Annotated in this window: 15 protein-coding genes, 4 tRNA genes and 1 pseudogene; 11 read left to right on the top strand and 9 right to left on the bottom strand. The window is 33.2% G+C overall.

Annotation, left to right across the window (positions count from 1 at the left end; genetic code table 11):
- Positions 1–62: 62 nt before the first annotated feature.
- From K5I29_RS12935 to K5I29_RS12955, 5 genes and pseudogenes are all read right to left on the bottom strand, one after another.
- Positions 63–2,184 (bottom strand): annotated as a pseudogene (locus tag K5I29_RS12935) (M3 family metallopeptidase).
- 109 nt (positions 2,185–2,293) lie between these two features.
- Positions 2,294–2,366: transfer RNA gene (locus K5I29_RS12940), tRNA-Phe, on the bottom strand.
- 26 nt (positions 2,367–2,392) lie between these two features.
- Positions 2,393–2,465: transfer RNA gene (locus K5I29_RS12945), tRNA-Phe, on the bottom strand.
- Positions 2,466–2,491: 26 nt separating this feature from the next.
- Positions 2,492–2,564 (bottom strand) — tRNA-Phe (locus K5I29_RS12950).
- A 25-nt stretch (positions 2,565–2,589) separates the two neighbouring features.
- Positions 2,590–2,662, bottom strand: a tRNA-Phe gene (locus tag K5I29_RS12955).
- Between the two features lie 120 nt (positions 2,663–2,782).
- On the opposite strand from K5I29_RS12955, the gene K5I29_RS12960 reads away from it, so the two are divergent.
- The 5 genes from K5I29_RS12960 to K5I29_RS12980 all read left to right on the top strand — a co-directional run bounded on the left by K5I29_RS12960 (position 2,783) and on the right by K5I29_RS12980 (position 7,736).
- Positions 2,783–3,517 carry a type III pantothenate kinase gene (locus K5I29_RS12960; protein ID WP_264433773.1) on the top strand — a complete coding sequence of 245 codons (735 nt, stop codon included), beginning with the start codon at positions 2,783–2,785 and terminating at the stop codon, positions 3,515–3,517.
- On the top strand, positions 3,514–4,764 hold the full coding sequence (locus tag K5I29_RS12965) for a hypothetical protein (RefSeq protein ID WP_264433775.1): 1,251 nt from the start codon (positions 3,514–3,516) through the stop codon (positions 4,762–4,764). Before K5I29_RS12960 ends, K5I29_RS12965 begins: the two co-directional genes overlap by 4 nt.
- Before the next feature lie 41 nt (positions 4,765–4,805).
- Positions 4,806–5,336, top strand: coding sequence for an LPS export ABC transporter periplasmic protein LptC (gene lptC, locus K5I29_RS12970; protein WP_264433776.1), 531 nt, complete (start codon positions 4,806–4,808; stop codon positions 5,334–5,336).
- Entirely contained in the window at positions 5,333–5,539 is a 207-nt protein-coding gene (locus K5I29_RS12975) for a hypothetical protein (protein WP_264433778.1), read from the top strand. Before lptC ends, K5I29_RS12975 begins: the two co-directional genes overlap by 4 nt.
- Positions 5,540–5,633: 94 nt before the next feature.
- Positions 5,634–7,736 carry a peptidylprolyl isomerase gene (locus K5I29_RS12980; RefSeq protein ID WP_264433780.1) on the top strand — a complete coding sequence of 701 codons (2,103 nt, stop codon included), beginning with the start codon at positions 5,634–5,636 and terminating at the stop codon, positions 7,734–7,736.
- A gap of 55 nt (positions 7,737–7,791) precedes the next feature.
- Here K5I29_RS12980 and K5I29_RS12985 read toward each other — a convergent pair whose 3' ends face one another.
- Together K5I29_RS12985 and K5I29_RS12990 are read right to left on the bottom strand one after the other, a co-directional pair.
- The gene (locus tag K5I29_RS12985) at positions 7,792–8,694 is read right to left on the bottom strand and encodes a GYDIA family GHMP kinase (protein ID WP_264433781.1); all 903 of its coding nucleotides are present in this window, start codon (positions 8,692–8,694) and stop codon (positions 7,792–7,794) included.
- A 6-nt stretch (positions 8,695–8,700) separates the two neighbouring features.
- Complete coding sequence (locus tag K5I29_RS12990; protein ID WP_264433783.1) at positions 8,701–10,011, bottom strand: hydroxymethylglutaryl-CoA reductase, degradative; 1,311 nt, start codon at positions 10,009–10,011, stop codon at positions 8,701–8,703.
- A 196-nt stretch (positions 10,012–10,207) separates the two neighbouring features.
- Here K5I29_RS12990 and K5I29_RS12995 point away from each other — a divergent pair, with 196 nt between their 5' ends.
- The 6 genes from K5I29_RS12995 to K5I29_RS13020 all read left to right on the top strand — a co-directional run bounded on the left by K5I29_RS12995 (position 10,208) and on the right by K5I29_RS13020 (position 18,708).
- Complete coding sequence (locus tag K5I29_RS12995; protein ID WP_264433785.1) at positions 10,208–12,376, top strand: S9 family peptidase; 2,169 nt, start codon at positions 10,208–10,210, stop codon at positions 12,374–12,376.
- 212 nt (positions 12,377–12,588) lie between these two features.
- Positions 12,589–14,073: a peptide MFS transporter gene (locus tag K5I29_RS13000; RefSeq protein ID WP_264433787.1), complete on the top strand. Its 1,485-nt coding sequence runs from the start codon at positions 12,589–12,591 to the stop codon at positions 14,071–14,073.
- Between the two features lie 65 nt (positions 14,074–14,138).
- Positions 14,139–15,770 (top strand): MFS transporter, encoded by a 1,632-nt coding sequence (locus tag K5I29_RS13005; RefSeq protein ID WP_264433789.1) that lies wholly within the window; start codon positions 14,139–14,141, stop codon positions 15,768–15,770.
- Between the two features lie 137 nt (positions 15,771–15,907).
- Entirely contained in the window at positions 15,908–17,671 is a 1,764-nt protein-coding gene (locus K5I29_RS13010) for a peptide MFS transporter (protein WP_264433791.1), read from the top strand.
- 105 nt (positions 17,672–17,776) lie between these two features.
- The gene (locus K5I29_RS13015) at positions 17,777–18,238 is read left to right on the top strand and encodes a thioredoxin family protein (RefSeq protein ID WP_264433793.1); all 462 of its coding nucleotides are present in this window, start codon (positions 17,777–17,779) and stop codon (positions 18,236–18,238) included.
- A 2-nt stretch (positions 18,239–18,240) separates the two neighbouring features.
- The gene (locus K5I29_RS13020; RefSeq protein ID WP_264433795.1) at positions 18,241–18,708 is read left to right on the top strand and encodes a thioredoxin family protein; all 468 of its coding nucleotides are present in this window, start codon (positions 18,241–18,243) and stop codon (positions 18,706–18,708) included.
- On the opposite strand, the gene K5I29_RS13025 is transcribed toward K5I29_RS13020, so the two are convergent.
- Together K5I29_RS13025 and K5I29_RS13030 are read right to left on the bottom strand one after the other, a co-directional pair.
- The gene (locus tag K5I29_RS13025; protein ID WP_264433797.1) at positions 18,705–20,720 is read right to left on the bottom strand and encodes a ComEC/Rec2 family competence protein; all 2,016 of its coding nucleotides are present in this window, start codon (positions 20,718–20,720) and stop codon (positions 18,705–18,707) included. The genes K5I29_RS13020 and K5I29_RS13025 overlap by 4 nt on opposite strands.
- A 50-nt stretch (positions 20,721–20,770) precedes the next feature.
- Positions 20,771–21,406: a C40 family peptidase gene (locus tag K5I29_RS13030; RefSeq protein WP_264433798.1), complete on the bottom strand. Its 636-nt coding sequence runs from the start codon at positions 21,404–21,406 to the stop codon at positions 20,771–20,773.
- Positions 21,407–21,445 lie beyond the last annotated feature (39 nt).

A 21,445-nucleotide genomic window follows, 5' to 3' on the forward strand; every position in this document is an offset into this window, starting at 1 on the left:
GCGTAGGTTTTTATTAAAAATAAAAAAAGGATTTCAATTGCTGAAATCCTTTTTGGTAATTCTTATTTTAAACCACGTTTTTTACGTAATGCGTCTGTTTTAGGTTCGAAACCACGGAATTTTTTGTACAATTCCATTGAATCTTCACTTCCGCCTTTTTCTAATACGTTTTCGCGGAAAAGTTTTGCTTTTTCTGGGTTGAATAAATCTCCCGTTTCAACAAACGCTTCAAATGCATCCGTATCTAAAACTCCTGACCAAATGTAGCTGTAATATCCTGCTGAATATCCGCCTGAGAAAATATGGCTGAAATAGGTTGATTTGTAACGAGGAATAATTTCATCCATTAAATTCATGTTTTTAGTAGATTGTGCTTCGAATGTTTCAGCATCAACAACAATAGGTTGTTTTGTTGTGTGATAATCCATATCTAATTTAGAAGCAGCTAAATATTCTACCGTTTGGAATCCTTGATCAAAAGTTCCTGTGTTTTGAATTTTAGTGATTAATTCGTCAGAAATAACTTCGCCTGTTTTGTAATGTTTTGCATACGTTTTTAAAACTTCTGGTTCTAAAGCCCAGTTTTCCATAACTTGAGATGGTAGCTCAACAAAATCGCGTGAAACGCTTGTTCCTGCAATACTTTGGTAGTTTACGTTAGATAATAATCCGTGTAACGCGTGCCCAAACTCGTGGAAAAATGTTGTTACTTCATCTGTTGTTAATAATGCTGGAGCATCACCCGATGGTTTTGTAAAGTTACAAACAATAGAAATTACTGGAATTTCACGTTTACCATCTTTAATGTATTGCGCGCGGTATGATGTCATCCAAGCACCGCTGCGTTTTGATTCGCGGGTGGAAATCCATATATAAAATCCCAACTAAATCACCATTTTTTTCGTAAACTTCCCAAGCAGTTGCATCTTTGTGGTAAACCGGAATATTTTTGTTTTCTTTGTACGTTAAACCAAATAAGTTGTTGGTTACGTTAAAAATTCCTTGACGTACGCTTTCGATGCTGAAATACGGTTTTAATTCTTCTTCAGATAAATCGTATTTTGCTTTTCTGATTTTTTCGGTGTAATATCTCCAATCCCATGGCTCAACAGTTTTAATACCGTCTTTTGCAGCTAGTTCTTGAATATCTTTTAATTCTTCACCTGCTTTTGTTAACGCTGGCGTCCACAATTCATTTAATAAATTGTTTACGTTTGTTGCGTTTTTAGCCATTGTGTTTTCTAGGGCATAAGCAGCGTGCGAATCGTAACCTAAGATTTTAGCTTTTTCTAAACGTAGGTTTGCAATTTCGATAGCGATTTTTTTGTTATCGAATTCGTTATTGTTGTTTCCTTTGTTTTGAAAAGCAGTCCAAATTTCTTTTCTTAATTCGCGGTTGTCAGCAAATTGTAAAAACGGAATTACGCTTGGGTTTTGTAAGGTAAAAATGTATGTACCTGGTTTGTTGTTTGCAATTCCTGTTAATCTTGCTTCTTCAATTAATTCTGGAGATAAACCTTTTAAATCGTTTACGTTAGTAACTTCTAGTTTATATCCGTTAACTTCTTTTAATAAATTGCTTCCGTATTGTAAGCTTAGTAATGAAAGTTTAGAATTGATTTCTGATAATTTTGCGCGATCGGCAGCGTTTAATTTCGCACCGTTTCTTACAAATGCATTGTAAGTTCTTTCTAATAAAACAGCTTCTTCAGATGTGTATTCTCTTTGTCCTTTGTTGTTCCAAACCGTTTCTACACGTTCAAACAAATCGTCGTTCATGTAAATTTTGTCGTTGTGTTTAGACATGGTTGGTGCTAACTTTTTAGACAAATCTTGTAATTCCTGATTTGTGTTTGCACTTGTTAAGTTGTAAAACACAGAAGAAACGCGTTTTAAATCTTTACCAGAATTTTCTAAAGCAACAATAGTGTTTTCAAAAGTTGCTTCTTCTGGATTAGCAGTAATAGTTTCGATTTCTACAACCTGATCATCTAAACCTTTTAAAATAGCTGGTTCAAAATGACTGTTTTGGATTAAGTGAAAAGGTGGAACTTGGTACGGTGTGTTCCAATCTGCTAATAACGGGTTGGTTTCAGCAGTTTTCTTTTCTGTTTCTTTTTGCGTTCCGCAAGAAACAGCTCCTAATCCAACGGTAGTTAAAATAATGATACTTTTTGTGTTCATCTTTTTAATTTGTGTTAGTGAGAATTTTATATCCTAGCAAGTTACTAATATTTTTTATGTATCAAAATACTAACGCAAAAAAAGCCCAAACAAAAGTTTGGGCTTTATGTGGTACCTCCAGGAATCGAACCAGGGACACACGGATTTTCAGTCCGTTGCTCTACCAACTGAGCTAAGGTACCAGTAATAGGTTTATTTCAAAAAAAAGTGGTACCTCCAGGAATCGAACCAGGGACACACGGATTTTCAGTCCGTTGCTCTACCAACTGAGCTAAGGTACCAGTAATAGGTTTGTTTCAAAAAAAAGTGGTACCTCCAGGAATCGAACCAGGGACACACGGATTTTCAGTCCGTTGCTCTACCAACTGAGCTAAGGTACCAGTAATAGGTTTGTTTCAAAAAAAGTGGTACCTCCAGGAATCGAACCAGGGACACACGGATTTTCAGTCCGTTGCTCTACCAACTGAGCTAAGGTACCAGTAAGTTTTGCACAACTACTTTGTTAATGCGAGTGCAAATATAGTACGAAATTTCATTTCTACAAACATACCGAAATAAAAAAATCTATTTATATCTTTGAGTTACCTAATTTTGAATTATGTTGTTAGTTATTGATGTTGGAAATACACGTGTCAAACTATTTGTATATGAGGATAATGAGTTGATTTCACAACAAGCCTTATTGCATGATAATTTTTATGAAAATTTTTTAATTTTTTTTAAACAAAATGCTACAATCAGCCACGTTATTCTTTCTTCTGTCGGAAATTTAGATCTAAAAGTGATTGAATTTCTGAAAAAGCACACTGCTTTTACTCAGGTAACCTATCAATCAGCATTACCTTTTGTAAACGATTACGCTACGCCTGCAACTTTAGGTGTTGATCGTATTGTTTTAGCGGCTGGTGCAGTTTTAGATTATCCAAACCAAAATAGATTGGTGATTGATTTAGGGACTTGTATTACCTATGATTTTATTACGGCTGATAACCATTATAAAGGTGGTGCTATATCGCCCGGATTACAAATGCGTTACCAAGCTTTAGCTCATTTTACGGCTAAATTACCTTTGTTGTCGTTTGAAGAACCTGATTATTTAATAGGAAACACCACAAACCAATCTATACAGAGCGGGGTTTTTAATGGTTTTGTGAATGAAATTAATGGATTTATAGCCGATTATGAAAAACATTTTACTAATTTAGCCGTAATTTTAACTGGCGGTGATTGTGAGGTGTTGTCTAAAAAAATAAAAAGCAACATATTTGTTACCCCAAACTTTTTAACCGATAGTTTAAAAAAATTACACGATTATATAGCAACAACTCAATGATTAAAAAAATAATTTTTAGCGCAAGCATCCTATTTTCAACGGTTGCCTTAGCACAAACAGATGCCGGATCGCCTTATTCATTTTTTGGTTTAGGAGATCAAAAATTTATCGGAACAAACGAACACAGAGCCATGGGTGGTTTAAGCGTTATTGGAGATAGTATTCACTTAAATTTAAACAATCCTGCTTCGTACGCCGATCTTGCGCTTACTACGTTTTCTTTTGGAGGTAGTAATAAAAGTTACAGCTTACAATCGGATCAAGGAAAAGAAAGTATTAACCGCACAGCATTAGATTATTTAGCTATTGGGTTACCTATTACTAAAAAATCTGGGGTTAGTTTTGGCTTAATGCCGGTAACATCGGTTGGATATAAAATTCAGAATCAAGGCGTTTTTGACGGATTAGCGCAATCTGTGCAATATTCTGGATCAGGTGGGTTAAATAAAGTTTATGTTGGTTTTGGTTACAAAATAACAAAAGAACTTAGTGTTGGTGCAGATGCACAATATTACTTTGGTAGTGCAGATACCAAAACATTATTGGCTACGCAAGGCGTGCAATATTTAAGCCGCTCTACAAACGTAAACGAAAACCGTGGGGTAGCATTTAATGTTGGGGCAATGTATCAAACAAAAATTAAAAAATACGATTTTCACTCAAGCGCAACTTTTACGCCGCAATCTAACTTAACATCAACGCATGTACGTAATATTGGTACAGTAATTTTAGGTAACGATTTAAGTGAATTTTTAATTGAAGAACGTCGTATTGATGTGCCAGATAGCAAATTTAAATTACCTGCAACTTATAGTGTTGGTACTTCTTTCGGGTTAATCCGCAAATGGATGATTGGCGCGCAAGCAACTTTTTCTGATTCAAAAGGAATTGTTGATGGTGTTTCGTTATCTAATTTAAAATACAACAATTCAAGCCGTTTTACTTTAGGTGGCTATTATGTGCCTAAGTACAATTCTTTTAATAGCTATTTTAGTCGTGTAACCTACCGTGCTGGTATTCGTTATGAAGATACTGGAATGGAACTTAACAATCAAAAAATTAATGATTTTGCAGTTTCTGCTGGTTTAGGTTTACCTTTAGGATTAAGTTTTTCTAACCTAAACTTAGGTTTTGAATACGGAACGCGCGGTACACAATCAGCCGGATTAATTAAAGAAAATTATTTTATGATAACCCTAGGTTTATCATTTAACGACAGATGGTTCCAAAAAGTTAAATACAACTAATAGTGAATTTTCCTTTTACACAAATCAAAAACATTTTAGTCATGGCTAGCGCTATGACTGTGTTTTTTTCATGTACTAACGATTTTAAAGAGATACAGCAATTAAATGCCACAACTTTTGAACCGCAAACCGAAGCCGAAAATATACATTTAAAATATACGGATTCAGGAGCGGTACGTGCCATTTTAATTAGCCCGTTAATGTTAGATTATTCTAACGCAAAGTTTCCGTTTTCAGAATTTCCTGAAGGAATAGATTTAACTGTTTTTGATAGCGATAATAAAGAAAACTACGTAACCTCTAAATACGCAATATCGCATTCTAAAAATGAATTGATTGAATTGCTAGATAGCGTAGTTATTACAACGCATGACGGAAAGAAATTATTAACCGATCAGTTGTTTTACGATCAAAAAAGAGAATGGTTTTATACCGAAAAGCATTTTACTTTTATTGATGAAACAGGAAATTACATTCAAGGACCAGGAATAGATTTTAGTAAAGATTTTAAAATATTTAATACCCAGAAAAATTCTGGTGAATACCTAAACACACAAAATACCAATTTATGATCAAAGTAGCCCAAATTATACCTTACGTATATTTAGTACTTGCCGTATTATTTATATATGATGCGGTTGATAAATACTTAACCGACCAAAATTATATTTTATCTGTTGCCTTTGCGGCGGTTGGTATATTTATGTTTTTCTTTAGATTACGTTTTTTAAAGAAATTAAAAGAAGAACAACAACAAGGTTCTAAAAATAAATAATATAACATAATCAAAAATCTTAGGTCGAAAATTTTATTATTTAACAGATAATTGTATTTTCGCTACCTGAAAAAAATAATACACATAATTATAAATGGCAGTTTTATCGAAAATTAGAAAAAATTCTGTTTTACTTGTAGGTGCTATAGGAGTTGGTTTGTTTGCTTTTGTAATCGGTGACGTATTTCAAAGTGGCGGATTTGACCAGAACTCAAGATACATCGGGAGTGTAAATGGTACTGATATTTTAGCACAAAACTTTTTAGCTAAAGTAAATAACTTAGAAAGCAACGGACAAGGATCATTGTCTCAAGTTTCTAATCAAGTTTGGAATCAAGAAGTTAAATCTATCATTTTAGACGAACAATTTGAAAAAATTGGTATCGTAGTAGGTAAAGACCAATTGTTACAATACATTGTAAATTCTCCAGAATTTAGCCAAAATCCTCAGTTTTTAAACAGCGCTGGTGTTTTTGATATTAATAAGTTTAAAGAATTTTTAGCTACCATTCGTAAAACTTCGCCAGAACAATGGCAAGCTTGGTTAGGTTACGAAGCACAATTAGAGCAATTTGCAAAAGAGCAAATGTACAATTCGTTAATCTCAGCTTCAATTTATACTACTAAATTTGATGCGCAAACCGTTAATTTCCGCGAAGCAACTTTCGTAGATTTTGATTATGTAACTTTACAGTATTCTACTGTAGCTGATGATCAAGCACAGGTATCGGATGCAGAAATTACAGCTTATGTAAAAAAACATGCTAAATTATTTAAAACGGTACCAACACGCAGTTTTGAATATGTTTTTGTTGAAAACAAACCATCTGAAAACGACATTAAAGATGTAAACGCAGAAATGATGGATTTGTTAAACGGTAAAGTTGTTTACAACGCAGAAACCGGACAAAACGAAAATCAAGAATCATTTAAAACAACAACAAATGTTGCTGAATTTGTAAACGCAAATTCTGAAATGCCATTCGATTCTTCATACGTTACTAAAGCTTTATTGCCTTTAGAATATCAAGAACAATTAGCAAACTTACCAGTAGGTGAAGTTTTCGGACCATATGATTTTGACGAATATGCATTACTTACTCGTAAATTAGAAGCTAAGAAAAATGCAAGTGCAAAAGTAAGCCACATTTTAATTTCTCACGCTGAAGCAAATTCTCCTATTGGTTCTACACGTACTAAAGAAGAAGCAAAAGTTTTAGCAGATAGCTTATTAAACCAAGTGCGTACAAACCCAGCAGCTTTAGGTATTTTAGCAATGCAATACACAGACGATCCGGGTTCTAAACAAACAGGTGGTGTTTACGATAATGTACAACGCGGACAAATGGTTCCAGAATTTGATAAATTTTTATTTAATAATGCAGTAGGAGCAACCGGTGTTGTAGAAACTGATTTTGGTTACCACGTAATGCGCGTAGATGAGTTTTATGATGGAATGAAGTTGGCAACTATCGTACGTCGCGTTCAACCATCTGCAGAAACACAAGACGAATTATTTAAAACAGCTAATTTAGTTTTTGCTGAAGCTTCAGAAGGTGCTAATTTAGCAGATGTTGCTAAAAAACATCAAGTTGTTGCAATGCCTACCGTTGTTGGTAAAAACGATGATCAAATTAACGGATTAGGTTCAAGCCGTGAAATTGTACAATGGGCTTTTAACAAAGCAACAAAAGTTGACGAAGTTAAAAAGTTTGATATTGCTACTGGGCAAGTAATTGTAAAAGTTACTGAGAAAAATGATAGCGATTTAATGACTGCTTCTCAAGCAAAAGCTTATGTAGAACCAATTTTACGTAACGAGAAAAAAGCAGCTATTTTAAAAGCTAAATTAACAGGATCTACTTTAGCAGATATGGCTAAAAACGCTCAAACTGCAGTTTCTGTTGCAAACAACATTACTTTAGCTAATCCAAACATTGCTGGTTTAGGTATTGAACAAGAAGTTGTTGGTGCAGCTATTGGTTTAGGAGTTGATAAAATTTCTCCGGTAATTGCTGGTAACACTGGTGTTTTTGTAGTACAAGCAAAAGCTATTAAACCTGCAACTCCGTTAGTTAATCCATTATCTAAAACAATGCAAATTAACCAACAAGTTCGTGGTACTGCTGCTGCAAGAGTTTATCAATCTTTAGAAAATAAAGCTAAGATTGAAGATAATAGATACATTTTTAGATAGTAATCTAATTCAAATATATAAAAAAGCTCAATCGTTAGATTGAGCTTTTTTTATTCTATAAAATCATATCTTGATAGCTAAGTATGGTTTTGTAACCTTTTGCTTTAAAATAGGCTGTAGGATCGGTTTCAGAGGCAACTAAAACAAAATCTCCGCCCCAACCACCTAAGCTTTTTACAACGCCATTAAAATCACTAAATAATTGCTGTTGTATGGTTGGTGTTTCTAAAACCAAACTTAAGTTATTTTCGTACTCGGTTAATAAGTTAGTAAAAGCAGTAAAATTTGTAAGCTGTAAAAGCTGATCGGTTTGTTTAGAAACTTCTTGCACTTCGGTAGTTAAATTTTTTTGTTTCTTTTTAAAATTAGCAATCGCTTCTTTACTGTCTTTTTTCTGATTTAAATAAATAAAATAAATTTTATTTGTAAATTCTGGATTGAAAGAAACCGGATGAACCAATGGTAAATTTGCTGTCATTTGATACGTTATTGGTGTGTTGTTTTGGGCACAAGCAATATCATAACCGCTACCACCAAACGATTGTTTAAGCAAAACAAAAGCATTAATTGCAAACCACTGTGCAATGTTGTTTATTAAGGTTGATGACGAACCTAATCCCCAATTTCTCGGAAAAGTAAGTTTGGTTTCAACCGTCCAGCCGTTTTTTAAAATTTCAGGATTTAGTTGATGTGCATGATATAAAATATCAATTAACGTATTGGATACGTGGTTAGCAAAAGTTTGTTTGCGTTGTAAAACATCGTAAACTGTAAAGCTTTCTTGGTACCAAACGGTTGCATCTGCATCGTAACTAACCCAATGTATTGTTGCATCGCTATTTTTTGTAACATGCAAATATTGTCCAAATTTTGTAGGTAAGGCAAAAACTTTTGCACCTTCAAGCACGTAATATTCGCCTAAAATAAAAAGCTTTCCGTTGCTGTAAAAAGTTTCCATAGCAAGCTATTTTCTTAAGTTTTCTAAAAAACGTACTACGCCGGCATGGGTTACCGTTTCGGTTTCAAAATGCTTAATGGCTTTTTTTTTTTCGGTTTCAGTTGCTTCAAACTGATTTAAAATATTCATTAAATGCATTTTCATGTGCCCTTGCTGAATTCCGGTTGTAGTTAACGAATTAAGCGCGGCAAAGTTTTGTGCTAAACCAGCAACTGCAATTATTTCCATCAATTCTTTAGCATTTGGTTTGCCTAAAATTTCTAAAGCAATTTTTACCATAGGGTGTAAAGAAGTTAATCCACCAACGGTTCCTAAAGCTAATGGAATATCCATCCAAAATGTAAAAATTCCATTTTCTACGCTGGCATGCGAAAGGCTGCTGTACATGCCGTTTTTAGCTGCATAAGCATGTGCTCCGGCTTCAATAGCTCTAAAATCATTACCGGTAGCAATTACAACCGCATCCACTCCGTTCATAATTCCTTTATTGTGGGTTACCGCGCGGTAGGTTTCTACTTCGGCAATTTTTACTGCGTTTACAAATTTCTCTGCATATTCTTGCGGATTGCTGATTTTTTTATCGGCCAAATCTTCTACCGGGCACGAAACTTTAGCACGAACCAAACAATTAGGCACATAATTGCTTAAAATGCTCATAATAATTTGAATGTTTTTTTCTTCTTCCGTAAAAGAAGTTTCTTGTTCGGCTAAAGCAACCAACGTTTTGGCAAATTGCTCTAAGCAGGTATTTATAAAATTAGCACCCATGCTGTCAACTGTATTAAAAGTTGCATGCAATTGGTAGTAATTAGGTAATTTGTGAGATTGATTTAGTAGTTGAATATCAATAATTCCCCCACTACGCTTTTGCATGTTTTGGGTAATATGCAACGTATCTTCAAAAAAACGTGATTTGTAGGTGTCAAACAACAATTCTAATTTATTAAAGGCACCATAAAAATTAAAATGTACCTGACCAATTTTTTCAGTATCGATTACTTGAGCCGTAAATCCGCCACGTTTTGCCCAAAATTTGGCTGCTTTACTTGCAGCGGCAACAACAGAACTTTCTTCAATGGCCATCGGAATGGTGTATGTTTTGCCGTTAATTAAAAAGTTGGGTGCAATACCAATTGGTAAGTAATAATTAGAAATAGTATTTTCTATAAATTCATCATGCAGGTTTTGTAACTGCAAATCTGAGTTCCAATATTTTTTTAAGGTTGCAATACCATCTTCAGGATTACTGAAATGTTGTGTGGCAAGCCATTCAATTTTTTCTTCTTTCGATAATTTAGAGAAACCGTTTATTGACATTTTGTATTTTTTTAGCAAAGATAACTAAATATACATGTTTTTAGTTTTGAAATTCAATAATCAGAAAAGGTTAAAATGTAAGATTTTAAGTAAGAAATGTTTTTAGTAGATTATTTTTTTTATTTTTAGCCATTCGTTTTTAGAACATTACCTCAATTTTGTATTCAAATAAAAAAACTATAAAAAAAACCCCACTATGCGTCAAACTATTTTTATTTTTATTGCTTTACTAACAAGCTATTTTAGCTTGGCACAGCAGCAAATTACTTTAGAAGAAATTTGGTCTGGTCAGTTTAGCAACAAACGTTTAAATGCGATTAACTCGTTAAACAACAGCAACGAATATGCTGTTTTAGAATATGATCGTGGTACAAACAGTGCAAATATTACTTTGTACGATTTTGTAAACCAACAACCCACACGTACCGCTTTTTCTGGTAAAGATGTGCCAGAAATTAAAGGATTACATTCTTACACATTTGATAAGGCAGAAAAGCAATTGCTTTTAGCAAGGAATTCTAAACCTATTTTCAGACGTTCATCAACCGCGTTGTTTTATGTGTACAACATTGCAACTAAAAAACTTACTCCGGTAGCTAATTATCCCATTCAAGAACCAACTTTTTCTAACGACGGAAAAAAGGTAGCTTACGTATATCAAAACAATATTTATATTTTTGACGTTGCATCACAACAACGTACGCAAGTTACTACGGACGGAAAAGTTAACGAAGTAATTAACGGGGTTACCGATTGGGTTTATGAAGAAGAATTTGGTTTTGTGCGTGCTTTTGATTGGAGCGCTGACGATACCTATTTGGCTTACATTCGTTTTGATGAAACCGATGTGCCACGTTTTTCTATGGATATGTTTAACCAACAACTTTATCCGTCGCAACACGTTTTTAAATACCCAAAAGCGGGCGAAAAAAATGCAGATGTATCTTTACACATTTATCAAGTAAACGATAAAAAAACAACCAATATCAACTTATCTCAATATCATGATTTTTACATTGCACGCATGCAATGGACAAATGATAATAACATTTTATCTGCTCAGGTTTTAAATCGCCATCAAAACAATTTAGATTTATTATTTGTTGATGCTAAAACAGGCACAACAAAAGTTGTTTTAAACGAAACGGATAAAGCTTATGTTGATGTTACGGATGATTTAACTTTTTTAGCTGATAATAGCTTTATTTGGACCAGCGAAAAAAACGGCTACAACCATATTTATCATTACGATAAAAACGGAAAGCTAAAAAAACAGTTAACCAATGGCAAATGGGATGTAACCAAATATTACGGGTACAATCCAAAATCACAAACTATTTACTACCAATCGGTAGAAAACGGATCTACCAACCGCGATGTTTATAGCGTTGGTTTAAATGGAAAAAACAAAAAGCGTTTGTCTAAAAAAGCCGGAACCAACAACGCAACGTTTAGCCCGGATTTTGAAAACTTTATCTTATCGTATTCATCGGCACAAAATGCGCCAGAATGGGTAATGGTTGAAACAAAAACTACAAACCCAATTAAAACCTTAGTAGAAAATTCTGCTTTAGAAAATAAATTGGCTGCTTATAATTTACCAAAAAAAGAATTTTTTGAGGTAGAAACCGAATCAGGAAACAAATTAAATGCTTGGATGATTAAACCTGCTGATTTTGATCCGAATAAAGAATATCCGGTTTTTATGTACCAATATTCCGGACCAGGTTCACAACAAGTTGCAAATACATGGAATTCTACTAACGATTATTGGTTTATGATGTTGGCACAAAACGGTTATATTGTTGCTTGTGTTGATGGGCGTGGAACTGGTTTTAAAGGTGCGGATTTTAAAAAATCGACTTATTTAGAATTAGGAAAATTAGAAGTACAAGACCAAATCGAGGCAGCTAAAGCTTTAGGTAAATTACCTTATGTAGATGCCAATCGTTTCGGAATTTTTGGTTGGTCGTACGGTGGTTTCATGTCATCTAACGTTTTATTTCAAGGCAATGATGTGTTTAAAATGGCTATTGCTGTTGCTCCGGTAACATCATGGCGCTATTATGATTCTATTTATACCGAACGTTACATGCGCACGCCGCAAGAAAATGCTTCGGGGTACGATAACAATTCACCAATTAACCACGTAGATAAGTTAAAAGGTAAATTTTTACTAGTACACGGAACGGCAGATGATAATGTGCACGCACAAAATGCATACGAAATGGTAGAAGCCTTAGTTCAAGCCAATAAACAATTTGATTGGGCCATGTATCCAGATAAAAATCATGGCATTTATGGCGGAAATACACGTTTGCACTTATACCAAAAGATGACAGATTACATAAAAGATAATTTATAATTTTATATAAAAAGCTCTCTCTAAGTATTAGTTGAGAGCTTTTTTTTGTTAGAATGGTATTATAGCTAAACTTGAGTTACTTTTAATTTTAGCATTAAAAAATTGTTAAGTTCCTTTTTTTTAGTAAATTTCCGACACCAAAAAAATAGCTTTTCTAAAAAGCAAACAAAAAACTGTACATTAAACTTCAACAATAACATAAATTTTTAACAATGAGTAATAAAATTACTTTAGAACAAATTCAGAATTTCGAAGGGAAATATCCTAAGCAATTGTGGTATTTGTTTTTAGTAGAAATGTGGGAACGTTTCTGTTTTTACGGCATGCGTGGTGTTTTGGCCATTTTTATGGTAGATATGCTATTGCTTTCTAATAAAGAAGCCAATTTAAAATACGGTGCCATTCAGGCCTTTGTTTACGCTTTTACCTTTATTGGTGGAGTTTTTGCTGACAAAATTTTAGGTTTCAAAAAATCTTTAGTTTTTGGCGGTATTGTTATGATATTAGGAAACTTGTTAATAGGTATTAATCCAGAACAATTTTTTTATTACGGAATTGTATTAACCATTATTGGTACCGGATTCTTTAAACCAAATATTTCATCAATGGTGGGTGAATTGTATAAAGAAGGAGATCCACGTCGTGATGCTGGTTTCAGTTTGTTTTATTCAGGTATTAATATTGGTGCTTTATTAGGTGGTGCTTTATGTGTGTACTTAGGTAAATTTCACGGTTGGAACTTAGCATTTTTAGCTGCATCTTTTGTAATGGTAATTGGGGTTGTACTTTTCTTAGCCATCCAAAAACAATTAGGACCAATTGGTAACTCTCCATTATTACACTTAGAACCAAAAAAACGTTCAACTCGCGAAATTGCTGTTTACGTAGGTTCTTTTCTATGTATTCCACTAATTTATGCCATGATTAAAAATACCGAGTACACCGATTACTTTATGTACACGATTGGGCCGGTTGCTTTAATTTACTTTTTTTATGAGTTAACAAAACAAAAAAGCGAAGCAGTTAAGAAAAAATTAATCGCGGCTTTATTATTTATTTTATTTGCCATTATCTTCTTTGCGTTTTTCGAACAAAGTGGTGGTTCATTAGCTTTATTTGCTAAAGATAACTTAAATGATAAATTGTTGTTCTTCACTATAGATCCAAACATTGTAAATAACATTTCAAATGCCTTTTTCGTAATTTTATTTGCACCAATAGTTGGATTAATTTGGGTAGCTTTAAGTAAAAAGAAACTAGAACCAAATACTGTGGTAAAATTCGGATTCGGATTTTTATTCTTAGCAGGTTCATTCTTTATTTTATATGCAACTAAGTTTTTTGCTGGTCCAGACGGAATCACATCATTAAACGTATTTACATCTGCTTATTTAATTATGACTTTAGGAGAATTGTGTTTATCTCCAATTGGTTTATCAATCATTACCAAATTATCTCCAAACCGTTTAGTGGGAATGATGATGGGGTTATGGTTTTTAGCAAGTGCGTACGGACAATATGTTGCTGGTTTATTAGGTGCAGGTATGTCATCACCAAGTGAAAGTGCAACCAACCTACAAAAATTAGATTTGTACACCGAAGGATATTTTCAATTAGCGGTTTACGCATTAATTGCTGGAGTATTATTAATTGTTATTTCTCCTATAATTCGCAAATTAATGCAAGAAGTAAAATAAGATTTCTTAGTATATTTGTTTAAAAGCGACTGAAAGGTCGCTTTTAATTTTTTAAACGTTTATTTATGTTAACAAATTTAAAAGGCATGTTTGCCACGGTTAGCTCATTTAACAAAAACTTCTGGGTTGGAAGTTTTATGGAGCTAATGGAACGCTGGGCTTGGTACGGTATTTATACGCTTTTCGGACTTTATTTGGTAGGTTCTACCGATATGGGCGGATTAGGTTTTGATCACGTACAAAAAGGAAGCATTATGGGAAACATTGTAGGAATTTTATATTTCTTGCCGTTGTTTTTTGGGGTTATAGCCGACCGCATTGGTTATAAAATATCTCTAGCCATTGCTTTTATAATTATGATTTGTGGGTATTATTTGCTAGGTCAAGTAACATCTTATGGCAATGTATATTTAGTTTTCTTACTTGTTGCAATTGGTGCAGCTTTTTTTAAGCCCGTAGCGTCTGCAATTATTGCACGTAATACTGACGAAAGAACCGGAACCATGGGCTTCGGTATTTTTTATATGATGGTTAATATTGGTGGATTTATTGGTCCTGCTATGTCATCAGGTTTGCGTACAACCTACGGTTGGAAAATTATTTTTATTCAAGCAGCGGCTGTTATTGCAATCAACTTAGTGGTTTTACTATTGTTTTATAAAGAACCTAAAGTTAAAAAACCAAAAGAATCTGCTGGCAAAGCTATTTTGAATTCGATTAAAGGAATTTACGAAGCTTTAAAAGATGTTCGCTTAGGTATTTTGTTAATTTTAATGATTGGCTTCTGGACTATGTTTAATCAGTTATTTAATACCTTACCAAACTTTATTGAAGATTGGGTAAACTCAGCTGTATTAAGTAATTGGCTGAATCAAAATCTTCCTTTTTTAGGTACCTTATTAACGCAAGACGGGCAAGTTAAGCCAGAGTGGTTTACCAATATCGATTCGTTAATGATTATTTTATTACAGGTTCCGGTTTCGTTTGCTGTAATCAAAATGCGTCATATTAATGCTGTTATACGTGGGGCATTAATTGCTTCTATTGGTATTGCCTTAACTTTTTATTCGGGTAACGTTTGGTTTACCATTATTGGGACCATGATTTTTGCAGTTGGAGAAATGATGTCAAGCCCAACCGTATCTTCGTTTATTGCTTTAATTACGCCAAAAGGTAAAGAAGCTCTGTACCAAGGAACGTACTTTTTACCCGTTGCCGCAAGTTATTTTGCAACAAGTTTTATTTCTGGCGGATTGTACCAATCGTGGTCTGATAAATTATCATTACTTAAAAAAGAAATGGCAACTCGAAATATTGCGATGCCCGAGGTAGTAACCAAAGAACAATTTATTGAAGAAGGAGCAAAAGCTTTAAATATGCCAATTGCAGCATTCGAAAAGCAATTTAATTTAAAAGCAGATGCTATTGATTGGCAAACCGTTTCAACTTCTTTAAACGATTATGCATTGGCACATAATATTGATATTTCGCAAGTGCATTTACCGTTTTCAAAAAACGAATATTTTGCTTTAGCCGAACAAAAATTGCAAATGGGCCATTGGGAATTGACTGATATGTTATGGAATACATACAGCCCCAACAAAATTTGGTTCGTTATTTTTGCAATTGGAATTGTTTCGGTTGTGTCTTTAATAATTTATGACCGCGTGGTTGTAAGACCATTAGAAAAAAAGTAAAATAAAGTGCGAAAATTTTTATTTACTATAATTATAGCAGATAAATTCTTATAAAAATTGACGCAATGTCTTTTTTTATAAGAATTTGTTTTATTTTAGCGAATCTCAAACTATACTTAATCAATTATTACTAACAAATGAGTAACTCAGTTTCTAATCACAAGTTTTTAGATACAAAAGTTCTGGGGCATCCTTCTGGTCTTTTTGTATTGTTTTTTACTGAAATGTGGGAGCGTTTTTCGTTTTACGGAATGCGTGTTTTATTAATTCAGTTTTTAACAGCCCAAGTTATTTTTGGTGATTCATTTTCAGGTTGGGGATGGACAGCAGAACAAGCTGGTGCTTTATATGGTACGTATGCCATGATGCTTTATTTAACTCCAATTTTAGGAGGTATTATTGCTGACAAATATATGGGCTCACGTATGGCCGTAATTATTGGTGCGCTTATTATGACGTTAGGTCACGCTGCCATGGCTATCGATTCACCAATTATGTTCTACATCGGTTTAGCCGGTTTAGTTATTGGTACAGGTTTCTTTAAACCAAACATGCCATCTATTTTAGGAGAAATGTACAAATCACTTCCAGATAAAAAAGACGGTGCATATACCATATTTTATATGGGCGTAAACGCAGGTGCCTTTTTTGGTATGATGCTTTGTGGTTATGTTGCAGAAACGCAAGGTTGGCATTACGGATTTGGATTAGCAGGTATTTTTATGTTATTAGGAACTATTCAGTTCTGGGCTGCTAAACCGTTAATGGGTAACTTAGGTGTTTTAGAAAAAGACCAAAAAGATGCAGACAAAACTGAGGTTAAAAAAACCGAAGAAGACGATGTTAAAAATCCATTTACAGTTACTGATATTGCTTTAATAGCTATTGTTGCAATAATTGGTTTCCTATACGCATTTAACGATCCGTTATCTAAAAACGGAATTATTGATATTTTTGCCTTTTTAGATACGTCAATTTTACGCGGACAAACCATTATGGTGCTAATAGCTTTGGTACTTTTTGTAGTGCTTATCGTTGGTCGTATTATGCGTTATCCTAAAGTTGTTCGCGATCGTATGTTTGCTGTAATCATGTTAGCATTCTTCTTAATTTTCTTCTTTATGAGTTTTGAGCAAGGAGCAACTTCATTAGTTTTAGTAGCACGTGATTATATTGACAGAAGTTTAGAGGGTAGTGCATTAACTATTTTTAATACGGTAAACACCTTATTAACTATTGTACCGTTGTTAATTATTACCTACATTTTATTTGCCTTAGCTAAAGCAACCTGGAAAACAATTGCTTTTTCAAACATTGTTTTACTTGTTTGTTTTGCTTTAATTTGGGCAGCTGCAATTTGGATGTTAAAAAATGAATATGCTAAAGAAACTTCAGAAATTACGGTTTCTTGGTTTTCAACTTTAAACTCATTCTTTATTATTGCTTTTGCATCAACCGTTTCTAGATTGTGGGAATCTAAATACAATCCATCAGCTGCGTTTAAATACGGGTTTGGATTAATTTTAGTTGCAATCGGATTCTTAATTTTAGCTTTAGGATCAAATAATATTAGTGACGGGGTTAAAATTCCAATGGTGTTTTTAATTTTAACTTACTTATTCCATACGTTAGGTGAATTATTTATTTCTCCAGTTGGGTTATCATACGTTTCTAAATTAGTACCTGCAAAAATGCTTGCGTTTATGTTTGGTATGTGGTATTTAGCTATTGCTATTGCTCAAAAATTAGCTGCAATTGTTGGTGGTCAGGTAGAAACCATTCAAGAAAATTATTCGTTAAGCGGATTCTTCTATTTGCTTACGTTAATCCCTGCTGTTGCTGGGGTGCTTGTAATGCTTTTAAATCCGGTGATTAAAAAATATATGCACGGAATCAAATAAATCAAAAAAAACCTTCTATTTTTATAGAAGGTTTTTTTAAATAATTTTTCAAACTAACTTTTTGGTACTCTATTTGCTATAAGTTAGGTTTCTATTTTAACGCTTATGAAGTTGAAATTTTTTATTGTATTTTTAGGGTTGCTTGTACAAACATCGTTTGCGCAAACAGCCAATTGGTACGAAGATGCGCATCAAGCAGTTGCTGCATCTAATAAAGCAAATAAACCGTTGCTTATATTTTTTACTGGCAGCGATTGGTGTGGCTGGTGTAAACGCTTACAAAAAGAAGTTTTTAACACGCAAGAATTTAAAACTTGGGCGGATAAAAACGTTGTTTTATTAGAACTTGATTTTCCACGCAAAAACAACCAACCAAAAAATATACAAATTCAAAATCAACAAATTCAGGCTGCATTTAGTATTCAAGGTTATCCAACGGTTTGGATTGTTACGCCAGAAGTTAATGATGGTAAAACCAATTTTGTACCTTTAGGTAGAACCGGATATGAAGCAGGCGGCGTTTCTAAATGGTTACTAACAGCAAATTCAATTCTTAAAAATAAATAATCATGAAAAAATTTTTATTTACTATATTTCTTTTCTCTTTAACAATTGTTGCAACAGCACAAACTGCCGAAATTAAATGGTTTACTTTAGAAGAAGCTTTAACCATGCAACAAAAAGCAGGTAAAAAAGCCAAACCTATTTTTATGGATATTTACACCGTTTGGTGCGGCCCATGTAAATTGCTTGATAAAACTACGTTTGTAGATCCGGCTGTTGTAAAAAAAATAAATACAGATTATATTCCGGTTAAGTTTAATGGGGAAGGAGCTGACGTTATTACTTATTTAGGTAAAAAATACGCAAACCCAAATTATAATCCTAGCAGAAAAGGACGTAACGCAACGCATCAATTAACCGATTTTTTAGAGCTTCAAGGCTACCCAACTTTGTTTATTTTAGGTCCTAACGGAGAAAAACAAAAAACAATTATGGGCTATAAAACTGGTCCAGAATTATTACAAGAAATTTAATTCGAATTTATATTATAATATCCCATTTTATACGTGTTGTAAAATGGGATATTTTTTTTACTTGCTGTTTTTCCCCATCTTTCCACGTACATTTTATAATTGTTTGCATCGCTAATAATTTGTTTAGGTTGGTACATTTCTATAACGCGCTCTAAGTTAATTTTAGGCGATTGGGTTAATATTAAATAATCGGAATCGGTTGCTTGGCCGTTGTTGTAATAATTCGCATCGTTAATAATTGCAATTTTTTTATGCTGATGCAACAAATAGTTGGGTGTTTTTGTAAGTTGAAGCGGTTTTATAAAATGATTTTGTAGCAAGCCGCTGGTGTAATAGGATACCGAATCGGGGTTATTTGTATAAACCAATATTTCAGTATTATCTTCTTGCGTAAGCAATGTTAATTTGGGAGCATTCCATACAATAAATTCAGCTTTTTTATTTTCATTTATAAAAACAATTCCAAACAAAATACTGCTCAATAATACAGAAGTTAATAATAAGGTAACTCGTTTGTAATTCGGTTTAAAAAACACGCAAAATAAGATTACAATTGTTAGGCTTATGGCTATAAAAGTTATTTTGTTAAACGGTATGTTTTGTATAACAGCATATTTAGTTGTAGCAATCCAGGTTACGTATGCATTTAAATTAGCAATAAACCAACCAACTAACTTTCCGAAAATTATAGCTAAACCTGGAGCTAAATAATTTAAAAACACTAAAATAACTAAGGCATATAAAAGTAAAGTTGCTAACGGAATTACAACCAAATTGGCTAATAAGAAGAATAGCGGAAACTGATTAAAATAGTACAATAGCAATGGCAACAAAAACAGCTGAACCAAAAAGCTAATAGCTAACAAATCGGTTATATAATTTAAAATTTTGTTTTTAGTTATATGTAATTTTTTTAATAACGGACTGCTAATTACCAGGCATAAAACGGCCAAATAGCTTAGCTGAAAGCCAACTTCAAATATTATATTGGGATTAAATAATGCAATTAAAAGTAAAGATAACGCCATAGCATTGTAAATATTTGCATTTCGACTAAATGTCATGGCTAAAGCAATTACTCCAAACATGGTTACGCATCGTATTACCGATGGAGATAATCCGGTTAATAGAGCAAATCCTCCCAAAAACAATAAGGTAATAACCAATTTTAGATACCGTTGTTTATGGCCTAAACCTAAAGCTTTAAAAATCAGCAAAACCATGCCATATAAAATTCCTATGTGCAAGCCGGAAATAGCTAAAATATGTACTACGCCTGCTTGTGTATATTGCTTGTTTAAATCTTTATTAAGTTCTTGCCTTTGTCCAAATAAAAAGGCGTTTATAAATTGTTGGGTATTTTGTGGGTATTGATGAATAGCAAAACTCTGAATTAAACTTTTACGAAGTTGCTCTATATAATAATTCAAGTTTTTTTGTATGCCAATGTTTTTGTAATTACTCGCTGTTAACCGTATTTGCCCATAAAGGTTTTGGTTAGCTAAATAAGCTGCGTACGAAAATTGATACGGATTTTTACTCTTTTCTATGCTATATAACGGTGCATAAATTAATAAAACACTTCCAATTTCAACTGCAATATCTTCATTTATTGGTTTTGTAATAATTACATTGCCTTGCGCAATATGGTTGTTCATGTTTTTAAATTGAGCTATGTACCTTGCTGTTTTGGTGCCATTTTTCAACCTTTCAGTAACAACAACAAGCATTTCATTTTTTGAGTCAATATTTTGTTGTTGGGTATAATGAAAAGGTTTGTTTGTATCTGTTGCTAAATAATGAGTTAAGCAACCCAGAATTGCCCAAAATAGTAAAGAACAATACGAAGCTAAACGAATGTTCTTATTTCTTTCAAAAACTATAAAAGCAATTCCAATACCAGTAAAAAGTGCACAAATAGTTGCTAAAGCCCATGAAAATTGCGCTTGTAGAATAATGCCAAGGCATAAAAATAAAGCTACTGAAACTGAAGGGAAAAAAAACACTTTCATACTTATATAAAGTAGAAAGTGCTGAATTATTATAATTTATAGTAAGAAGATTAAAATACGCGGTTTGCTTGTGCAAACGATTTTTTATAATAAGGTTCTGTATTTGAGGAAATGATTACGCCTCGTGAGGTAGAAGAATGAATAAATTTAAATTCATCTCCAATAACATCAACCACAATACCAACATGATTTATTACCGATCGGCCATTGGTTTTAAAAAACACCAAATCACCAGGAGCAATATTTTTTTTAGTAACAACGGTTCCTACTTTAGCCATATCTCGAGATGATCTAGGTAAGCTAAAATCAAACTCTTTAAATACGGTAGTTACAAGACCAGAACAATCCATGCCCGAACGGGTGGTACCAGCAAATTTATAACGAACGCCTAAATAATTTTTTGCTTCATTAATTACATCAACGGTAAAAACAGATGCTGTAGTATTTGCTTTCGCATTATTTTCACTTAAAATAATTTCTGATGTTGTATTTTCTATAGTTCCTACGGGTTTAACAGCTGGTTTTTTAAACGTAACTGCTTCCATAGTATTAGTGCTTTGCGTTGACGAAACTTTGCTATACATGCCTTTTCGTTTTGCTTCGCTTTTAGAAGTTACAATTCCTGAATTTGATTTGCAGGAAACCATAACTGCACCTACTAATGCTATAAATAAAAACCTTTTCATAATAAATTTAAACAAAATAATAGTACAATGTACAAACAA

Origin of the sequence: Flavobacterium agricola (genome assembly GCF_025919725.1) — a bacterium.
In the GTDB taxonomy this organism is placed as follows: Bacteria; Bacteroidota; Bacteroidia; order Flavobacteriales; family Flavobacteriaceae; genus Flavobacterium; species Flavobacterium agricola.

What these genes read in the sequence shown, in the direction of transcription:
- K5I29_RS12960 (WP_264433773.1), top strand. Translation starts at nt 2,783, where the DNA reads ATGTTGTTAGTTATTGATGTTGGAAATACACGTGTCAAACTATTTGTA.
- K5I29_RS12965 (WP_264433775.1), top strand. Translation starts at nt 3,514, where the DNA reads ATGATTAAAAAAATAATTTTTAGCGCAAGCATCCTATTTTCAACGGTT.
- lptC (WP_264433776.1), top strand. Translation starts at nt 4,806, where the DNA reads ATGGCTAGCGCTATGACTGTGTTTTTTTCATGTACTAACGATTTTAAA.
- K5I29_RS12975 (WP_264433778.1), top strand. Translation starts at nt 5,333, where the DNA reads ATGATCAAAGTAGCCCAAATTATACCTTACGTATATTTAGTACTTGCC.
- K5I29_RS12980 (WP_264433780.1), top strand. Translation starts at nt 5,634, where the DNA reads ATGGCAGTTTTATCGAAAATTAGAAAAAATTCTGTTTTACTTGTAGGT.
- K5I29_RS12985 (WP_264433781.1), bottom strand. Translation starts at nt 8,694, where the DNA reads ATGGAAACTTTTTACAGCAACGGAAAGCTTTTTATTTTAGGCGAATAT.
- K5I29_RS12990 (WP_264433783.1), bottom strand. Translation starts at nt 10,011, where the DNA reads ATGTCAATAAACGGTTTCTCTAAATTATCGAAAGAAGAAAAAATTGAA.
- K5I29_RS12995 (WP_264433785.1), top strand. Translation starts at nt 10,208, where the DNA reads ATGCGTCAAACTATTTTTATTTTTATTGCTTTACTAACAAGCTATTTT.
- K5I29_RS13000 (WP_264433787.1), top strand. Translation starts at nt 12,589, where the DNA reads ATGAGTAATAAAATTACTTTAGAACAAATTCAGAATTTCGAAGGGAAA.
- K5I29_RS13005 (WP_264433789.1), top strand. Translation starts at nt 14,139, where the DNA reads ATGTTAACAAATTTAAAAGGCATGTTTGCCACGGTTAGCTCATTTAAC.
- K5I29_RS13010 (WP_264433791.1), top strand. Translation starts at nt 15,908, where the DNA reads ATGAGTAACTCAGTTTCTAATCACAAGTTTTTAGATACAAAAGTTCTG.
- K5I29_RS13015 (WP_264433793.1), top strand. Translation starts at nt 17,777, where the DNA reads ATGAAGTTGAAATTTTTTATTGTATTTTTAGGGTTGCTTGTACAAACA.
- K5I29_RS13020 (WP_264433795.1), top strand. Translation starts at nt 18,241, where the DNA reads ATGAAAAAATTTTTATTTACTATATTTCTTTTCTCTTTAACAATTGTT.
- K5I29_RS13025 (WP_264433797.1), bottom strand. Translation starts at nt 20,720, where the DNA reads ATGAAAGTGTTTTTTTTCCCTTCAGTTTCAGTAGCTTTATTTTTATGC.
- K5I29_RS13030 (WP_264433798.1), bottom strand. Translation starts at nt 21,406, where the DNA reads ATGAAAAGGTTTTTATTTATAGCATTAGTAGGTGCAGTTATGGTTTCC.